The sequence below is a fragment of the Sulfuricurvum sp. RIFCSPLOWO2_12_FULL_43_24 genome (assembly GCF_001829605.1).
Taxonomy (GTDB): domain Bacteria; phylum Campylobacterota; class Campylobacteria; order Campylobacterales; family Sulfurimonadaceae; genus Sulfuricurvum.
The window spans coordinates 25,678-33,544 of record NZ_MIBT01000092.1; the positions used below are offsets into that span (position 1 = coordinate 25,678).

Below are 7,867 nucleotides of genomic sequence, written 5' to 3' on the forward strand. Positions count from 1 at the left end.
TAAGTTACAAATTGGAAATGAAGGAGTTGAATGCAAGAACTTACTTTTGGTGAACATGAGATTATTGTCTCTAAAACCGATACCCATGGAAAAATAATCTACGGTAACGAACTTTTTTTACGCCTTGCCGGTTACGAAGAACATGAGATCATCGGTGCACCACATAACATTGTCCGTCATCCGGATATGCCGAAACTAATCTTTAAACATTTATGGGATACGATCAGATCGGGTCGTGAAGTTAATGCCTACGTTATTAACCAAGCCAAAAACGGTGACTTCTATTGGGTGTATGCAAACATTACCCCTTCCTTGGACAAAACTGGCAGAGTAGCGGGATATTATTCCGTCCGCCGAAAACCTTCCCAAAAAGCACTCGCACACGTCAAACCGCTCTATCAGCGACTCATAAATGCCGAACGCTCAGGCGGAGTCACACAATCACAAAAGATACTGGATGAGTTACTAAAAAATTTCGGAGGCCGCTATGACAAATTCATCCTATCTCTCTAAACTGCAACTTATCGCATCTCTATTTTTAGGGTTATTCGCATTCGGATACGGCATTAAATTTTTTGTTGACGGATTCAGCTTGGTTGATACAATCTTACTTATTGTCTATATCACTATTGCATTTCTGTTCAACGCTCAACTCAAAGGACTAAGAGTTCATCTGCGAAAATCTCTTAGTGTTTTAGAAGATGCGGTAGAAGGAAATTTTGAAGCGCGGGCCACCAATATCGTCGATCACGGAGAGGCAGGAAGAATCTGTCACGGTGTCAATAACTTAATCGATCAGATGGAAACCTTTATGAGGGAGATGCGGGCCTCCGTCGATTACGCATCCAATAACGAGTATTTCAGAAAATTTAATACACAAGGGATCAATCCCATTTTAGCGTATGCCGGCGATAAAATAAATGCCAGTATCATGTCCATGCAGGAAAATTTCCATCATCAACTACGCACCGAGCTCAATGCGGACTTGGCAACCATCAACAAAAATAACGAACAATTGATCGGTCTCCAAAAAAGTTTTATGAACAATACATCGAAACTCGAAATAATATCAACCAATGTTAAAGAAGCAGCATCTATGTCGATAGAACGCGCCGACGATGCTGAAAAAGTCGGAAACAAACTCGAAGGGTTGAATATTCTCATTGATCAAAATGCCACCTCTACTGCCCTGCTTGAAGACCGTTCCAAAGAGATCACCGCGATTATTAACCTGATCAGCGATATATCCGACCAAACTAATCTCTTAGCCCTTAATGCCGCAATCGAAGCAGCACGTGCCGGAGAACACGGACGCGGTTTCGCTGTAGTTGCCGATGAAGTACGTAAACTTGCGGAAAGTACCCAAAAAGCAACAGGTGAGATCCGCGCTACTGTACAAGTTCTTCAACAAGAAAGTATAGAAAATACCGCTAACTCCGTCGAAATGCGTCATGTAGTCGGTGATTTTACAGCCCTTATGCGTACGTTCCAAGATAGTATGAATCATTTACGCCATAGTACTGAAGTGATCGATAATGAACTCTCCGGTATTCAAGACCGTATTTTCATCAACCTCATAATGATCGATCATATCGTCTTCAAAACCAATGCCTATACATCGATCAATTTAGGAAAAAAAGTTTCTGAATTCGGAACACATACCCACTGCCGATTGGGCAAATGGTATGTGGACGAAGGTAAAAAACGCTTTGGTAATACTCCTAGTTATGCAAAAATGGACAAACCGCACGCAATAGTGCATGATAATGTGATGGAATCTATGAAATGTCTTGAAGGGGAAGATACCTGTGTCGTAAACCGCGATCTTATCTTAAACGACTTTAAAGCGATGGAAATAGCGAGCAGCGAGCTTTTCGGCCTTGCTGAAGCAATGATTGAAGAAAATCACCGATGAAACCTCCAGTGGAGGAGGTTTAATCCGCCTCTACCGTAATCTTAAATTTATCCGCCATATATTTTTCAGCTTCTTGTTCACTCATTGTCGAGGATTGCTGCAATGCATTTTGGATTCGAACCATCGTTAAATCGTTTTTATTTTTGCCTTCGAGTACAATCGTATCGGTCTCACCTTTGAGCATTTTAACCATTGCTCGAATAAGCTCTTTCTCAACAACTCCTGGAGTCATCGGCAAATCGGCTTCAAAGCGTTTTGCAATAGCATTATTGATAGCAATTGACGCTTTTTTACGGTCATTTATATCGTGCGAAGAGAGAGCAAACTCTTTGAGAAAAATCCCTTTTTCTTCCTCTTTCAAGGTATCAATAAAACTTTTAACCGATTCATATGTGACATCCGCAATAGCGCGATTTTCGATACTGAGAGAAAACTCGTCCAAGATCATAGAATCAGGTGCACTGCTCGAAATTTCCCGTGCACTCATCGAAAATTCTAACGGCATAATGGCATTATCAATACGGAACTGTTCGATTTCGAGATGCTTTAAATGCATCTGTGTCCCCTCAACTTCCCCTTTGAATGCAAGATTGATCGAACTGAGTTTGCTGAGGGTATTTTGCTGAAATGCATCACTCACATTTTGAGCAATCATTTGTGCGATAATCGGTTTGGGAAGTGCCACTTTATCGGCTTCGATATCGATTGAAGCTTTCACACTCTCCCCTTTTGAAAATGCTTTAAACTCCGATAATGATTCCACATCACCTAAACGAAGTGATCCGATGGAGAGCTGTTCTTGTCCCAACATAGAGAACTTAAGGGCTTCGATTTCACAATCCGTTGTAATAATCCCGCTGCAATCGATACCATCGTATTTCATCTCTCCACCCATCAAAACAAGGGTATTTTGATATTCGCTCAGTGATTTGGCCAGTTCTTCTTTGACCTTCTCATTTTTATAATGACTCAATGCACTTACACCAACAACGACTATCGCCGCAGCGACCGAGAGATGGATTTTATATTTTTTATAAAATGGTTCGTTACTATTCTCTACACTTAATTCTTCGTTCACAAATTTCCTTATTGTATATAATCGACAACTTTTGAGAGGGTTGTAACCTCTTTGATAACGCTGACAACTTCTTGGTGTGCCGGATGCGGAACGTACACGTTGAGTCCCTCTTGATCATCAAACGTCGACGTAAGTACCAAGTCAAATGAACGCTCGCTTCGGCTGATATCTATCCCAACTTCCATAGAACGCAAGGTATCGATTTTCGACGGTAAAGATTCTAACATCTCTTTAACCCGTTCCAAATTGGCCTCTTTATTTTCATCACTAAATTGAAACATCACAATGTGCACTAGCATTTTTTTTCTACCTCTCTATCAAATCTTTTAAACTCTGCCTCGGGGATTTCCCCTCTAAAATCGCATACACTTCCGCTGCGATGGGAAGATAGATTCCGCGTGCAATGGCTATCTCATGAAGCGCGTATGCCGTCCCGATCCCTTCGCTCACTTCACCGATCTCTTGGCATACCACTTCTTTGGTTTTACCCTGAGACAACCCAAGCCCTACCCGATAATTGCGTGACATAGAGGAACTCGCAGTCAAAAACAAATCCCCTGCACCGCTAAGACCTAAAAAGCTCTCCTGCGTTGCGCCATAAGAGCGTCCGAAACGCTCCATCTCCACTAAGCCGCGTGAAATCAAACTCGCTGCGGCATTGTGCCCAAGGCCCAATCCCTCACATATCCCTGCGGCAATCGCAATAACATTCTTATAAGCCCCTGTAATCTCCGCTCCAATGACGTCACTGCTCACATAGGTACGGATAAAGCTAGGAAAAAGAGCGGCAAACTCTTTTGCGGTAGATTCTGAGCTTGAGTTAATAACGAGCGCGGTTGGAAGCGATTGAATCACCTCCGCAGCAAACGATGGACCGGATAAAAAACAGAGATTCTCTTCGGGAACATACTGAGCATAGATTTCATTTAAAAATTTCCCGCTGGAGGCTTCAATCCCTTTCGCCGCAACGAGAACCTTTTGCCCTTTAAAAATAAAATTCTCTTCCAGCCATTTCCCGATTTGCTGTGCCGGTACCGTGATAATCAGATACTCACACCCCAGTACCTCTTCAAGCGATTTAAAATTATCCCAATCACGCGGAGTACGTGACGTAATGATAACCTCATTTTTTTCACCCATGGCAAACGCGAGCGCTTCGCCCCATTTTCCCGCACCGATTACCCCTACTTTCATACCCTTTATCCTCTCGCCCACTGCTGAAATATGGCAAGCTTTTTTTTATCTCCGAGCAATACTAAAACATCTCCTGCATCAATATGATGATTGTGTCCTTCCACCGCGAAGCTAAAGCTGTTTTCTCTCTCATGATCCACCATCGCCAGTAAAATCAGATCAAAGTCTCCTCTAAAATCGGTATCAAACAGATACGTACCAACCAAAGGTGACATTTTTGCTATCTTTACTTCCAGTACGCCCATTCCATCATCTTCGTACAATATCTCATGCAAGACCTGAGTAACGTTTGGTTTAGAGATGATATCTCCAATGACATTCGCCGCGATCTGTAATACCGGCATCACTTTGTCCGCTCCGGCGCTTTTCATCTTGAGCATACTCTCATTGTTTTGGGCCAATGCAATGATAAAAATCGATTCAAATGAAGCACGAAGCGAGATCGTTAAAAAAACATTCTCTGCGTCATTATTTAACGCACAAAAAACGCTCAATCGCCGAACATCGAATCGTTTTTCAATCACATTCCATTCATCGCCTAAATCAAAAAGCTCAGCATCTAACCCATCATTGTGTGCCGCATTCATTTCAGCAGTCGTTGAGACGAACAGAGTGATTTCGCGGTAAATACTCTGAATTTGTTTGAGAATCTGTTTTGAGTATTCGTTGTATCCGAAAATTGCAGCATAGGTTCGTTGCATCATACGCTCCTACGATGTAGTTTGGTTTTAAATTCGTTCAACAAAACAGGATTGGCCAATAAGATAGCGACATCCCCTTCTTTGAAACATTCCGATGCATCGGGGTTAAAACAAAATGCCTTATCCTCTTTATGAAAAATTCCCAAAACACTCAGACGACGTACAAACAACGGCTCTTCAAGCAACGTAAAAAAGACTTTTTCCATCCCTTCTTGAACTACGACTTCATCGATAACCGTCGAAGTATGCTCCGAACGAAGCGCATGTATCGCTTCAAATGCTACCGGTTGAACTGAAAGAATTTTTCCCATCAAACCGATCAGTTCTTGTGGATTGATAATTACGTCAATTCCCGCCATCTGAAGTTTTCGACGATGTTCTAAATGGTGTAATATCGAATACAAAGGGACATGTTTTGTCATTTCACGAATCGTCAATGCCGTAAAAATATTGGCAACATCACTCTCATGGAGTAAAAGAATCGCTTCGATTTGATGGGCAAAATTGATTTTAAGATGACTGTAGGTCTCCATCGATGCAGAATCATACTGTAGCGCTAAAAAGCCGTGTGATCGGGCCTGCGCCAAAAGAAGCGGATCTTTTTCGAGGATTACGATAGGAATTTGACGCTTATGGAGTTTTTTAATCACTTCAAAACTCAGCATCGAAAAACCGCAAATCAGATAGAACCGCTTTAATCGATTCACATCATCGATCAATTTTTCCTCTTTGATCTCATCGAGTTTTTCAGTAAAAGCCGAAACAACGATTGAAGTGGCAAAAGAGATAACCGCAATCCCCAGTACAATGACCACCATTGCAACGACACGGCCTTCTGAGGTTACCGGAATAATATCTCCGTATCCAACGGTAAAAATCGTTACCACTGCCCAATAGACCGCATCAAAAAGGGTATTAACCGGTGACTCGGGATTGTTCGCTTCCATAACATAAATAAGTACCGATGCGATCATCGTAACGATCATCGTAAAAATAATCAAGGTAAAAAATTCAAACTTTTTCGAGGAGAGAATTGAGAGAAGCCGACGGAGACTCTTCGCGTAACGGAAAAGTTTGAGAACACGGAACAAAATAAACACCCGCAACATTCGCAATTCATGGAAAAATGGCATAACGGCCAATAAATCGATAATCGCCGAAGGAGATCGGATAAACTCGAATTTACGCGACATCGCCAGTCCAATCGCTTTTCTCAAAGAAAACTGTCGATGGAGAAAAAGATCTTGTTCGTATTGCTCGATAATCGATTTAGAGGAGTCACTATAAACCCACAATCGTAAGAGATATTCCAATAAAAAGATAACCGAAATAATATAGTTATTAAAGAAAAGCCATCCGGAAGAGAGCTCATTTTTAACCTGACGTATCAGGATATAAACACTTATAAAAATAAGTGCGATCATGAAAAGATCAAAGATTTTTTTGTAGTGATACTGATGGTTTTCTAAAAGATTATAAACGTTGTTTTTTACTTTACGATAGGGATGGCAAGTTTGGAGAAAATAAGCTGCATCGACGACCCATTTTCCCAACATCCGTTCCCTTTACTGAGAAAGTTTAGCTTGGAGGATTTCGTTCAGCGTATTCGGATTTGCTGAACCTTTAGAGGCTTTCATCGCTTGACCGACGAAGAAACCGAACAGTTTATCTTTACCCGATTTATATTCGGCTACTTTATCGCCGTTTGCGGCTAGAATCTCATCGATAAGCGCTTCGAGGGCACCCGTGTCACTCACTTGCTTAAGCCCCAGTTTTTCAATCGCTTCATCGATATCGCCGCCATTGTTTTCTAAAAGATAGTCGAGAACCTCTTTGGCTGCTTTACCGCTGATAACAGACTCTTCGATCCGCTTTACGAGGGTTCCGAGCATTACAGCACTTATTGGAGATTCAAATGCACCCATCCCCCCTTTTAGACGTCCTTGTAGCTCTACTGTGAGCCACGTAACAGCATTTTTAGCACTAATACCGCACTCTAACATCGATTCGAAATAATGGGCATTTTCGAGTTCCGCCGTAATAACTGCCGCATCGTACTCACGAAGACCAAACGCATTCACAAAACGCTCTTTTTTCGCATCGGGAAGTTCTGGAATATTGCAGACATCGGCATACATCGCATCGTCCACGATCACTTTGAGCAAATCCGGTTCAGGGAAATAGCGATAATCGGCCGCTTCTTCTTTACCGCGCATTGAGCGGGTCTCTTGTTTTACTTGGTCAAACAATCGTGTCTCTTGAACGATCTCGCTCTCATAGATACCGTCTTCCCACGCCTCTTTCTGACGGGCTACTTCGAGTTCGATTGCCCGTTGAATAAAGCGGAAACTGTTGATGTTTTTGATCTCGACGCGGGTATAAAGCTTCTCATCACCCTTGGGACGGATAGAGACGTTGACGTCAACACGAAATGATCCCTCTTGCATGTTCGCATCCGAGATATCGATATAACGGACGATCGAGTGGAGCTTTTTGAGATACAAAATCGCATCTTCCGCCGAACGCATATCGGGTTCAGAGACGATTTCGAGTAACGGTGTTCCCGCACGGTTTAGATCCACTTTTGAAATAGCGCCATCATGGATATTTTTCCCTGCATCCGCTTCGATATGGGCACGGTTGATACGGATCGTTTTGTGACTCCCGTCTTCAAAATCGATCACCAATGTTCCGTGTTCGACAATCGGAGTATAAAGCTGTGTAATTTGGTACGCACTTGGACTGTCGGGATAAAAATAGCTTTTACGGTCAAAGAACGACGTACGGTTGATCGTCGCACCGACTGCCGTTCCAAACATCCCCGCTTTACGAACTGCTTCTTTGTTGAGTACCGGCAATGCACCCGGAAGAGCTAAACAGGTCGGACACGTGTTGGTATTTTGGGTGTGATTAAAGCTGGTAGGGCATGAGCAAAAAAGTTTGGACTGGGTATTAAGCTGGACGTGAACTTCCAAACCG

Annotated in this window: 8 protein-coding genes; 2 read left to right on the forward strand and 6 right to left on the reverse strand. The window is 42.5% G+C overall.

Annotated features, from left to right (window positions below):
* Positions 1–30 precede the first annotated feature (30 nt).
* Positions 31–513 carry a PAS domain-containing protein gene (locus tag A3G19_RS08620; protein WP_015654024.1) on the forward strand — a complete coding sequence of 161 codons (483 nt, stop codon included), beginning with the start codon at positions 31–33 and terminating at the stop codon, positions 511–513.
* On the forward strand, positions 488–1,915 hold the full coding sequence (locus tag A3G19_RS08625; protein ID WP_294872072.1) for a methyl-accepting chemotaxis protein: 1,428 nt from the start codon (positions 488–490) through the stop codon (positions 1,913–1,915). The genes A3G19_RS08620 and A3G19_RS08625 overlap by 26 nt, the downstream gene beginning before the upstream one ends.
* 19 nt (positions 1,916–1,934) lie before the next feature.
* Here the strand turns inward: A3G19_RS08625 and A3G19_RS08630 are convergent, their stop codons facing one another.
* The 6 genes from A3G19_RS08630 to gatB all read right to left on the reverse strand — a co-directional run.
* On the reverse strand, positions 1,935–2,993 hold the full coding sequence (locus tag A3G19_RS08630) for a hypothetical protein (RefSeq protein WP_015654026.1): 1,059 nt from the start codon (positions 2,991–2,993) through the stop codon (positions 1,935–1,937).
* An 8-nt stretch (positions 2,994–3,001) separates the two neighbouring features.
* Positions 3,002–3,292, reverse strand: coding sequence for a Dabb family protein (locus A3G19_RS08635; protein ID WP_015654027.1), 291 nt, complete (start codon positions 3,290–3,292; stop codon positions 3,002–3,004).
* A 7-nt stretch (positions 3,293–3,299) separates the two neighbouring features.
* Positions 3,300–4,187 (reverse strand): NAD(P)H-dependent glycerol-3-phosphate dehydrogenase, encoded by an 888-nt coding sequence (locus tag A3G19_RS08640; RefSeq protein WP_015654028.1) that lies wholly within the window; start codon positions 4,185–4,187, stop codon positions 3,300–3,302.
* A gap of 5 nt (positions 4,188–4,192) precedes the next feature.
* Positions 4,193–4,888: an NAD-binding protein gene (locus A3G19_RS08645; protein ID WP_015654029.1), complete on the reverse strand. Its 696-nt coding sequence runs from the start codon at positions 4,886–4,888 to the stop codon at positions 4,193–4,195.
* On the reverse strand, positions 4,888–6,444 hold the full coding sequence (locus A3G19_RS08650) for an ion transporter (protein ID WP_015654030.1): 1,557 nt from the start codon (positions 6,442–6,444) through the stop codon (positions 4,888–4,890). The genes A3G19_RS08645 and A3G19_RS08650 overlap by 1 nt, the downstream gene beginning before the upstream one ends.
* A 9-nt stretch (positions 6,445–6,453) precedes the next feature.
* Positions 6,454–7,867, reverse strand: a 1,414-nt coding sequence (gene gatB, locus A3G19_RS08655) for an Asp-tRNA(Asn)/Glu-tRNA(Gln) amidotransferase subunit GatB (RefSeq protein WP_294872075.1), incomplete at its 5' end; no start/stop codon positions are given.

Bases quoted from the DNA above. Each gene is read 5' to 3' on its own strand.
- A3G19_RS08635 (WP_015654027.1), bottom strand. From the start codon at position 3,292: ATGCTAGTGCACATTGTGATGTTTCAATTTAGTGATGAAAATAAAGAG.
- A3G19_RS08640 (WP_015654028.1), bottom strand. From the start codon at position 4,187: ATGAAAGTAGGGGTAATCGGTGCGGGAAAATGGGGCGAAGCGCTCGCG.
- A3G19_RS08650 (WP_015654030.1), bottom strand. From the start codon at position 6,444: ATGTTGGGAAAATGGGTCGTCGATGCAGCTTATTTTCTCCAAACTTGC.
- A3G19_RS08645 (WP_015654029.1), bottom strand. From the start codon at position 4,888: ATGCAACGAACCTATGCTGCAATTTTCGGATACAACGAATACTCAAAA.
- A3G19_RS08620 (WP_015654024.1), top strand. From the start codon at position 31: ATGCAAGAACTTACTTTTGGTGAACATGAGATTATTGTCTCTAAAACC.
- A3G19_RS08625 (WP_294872072.1), top strand. From the start codon at position 488: ATGACAAATTCATCCTATCTCTCTAAACTGCAACTTATCGCATCTCTA.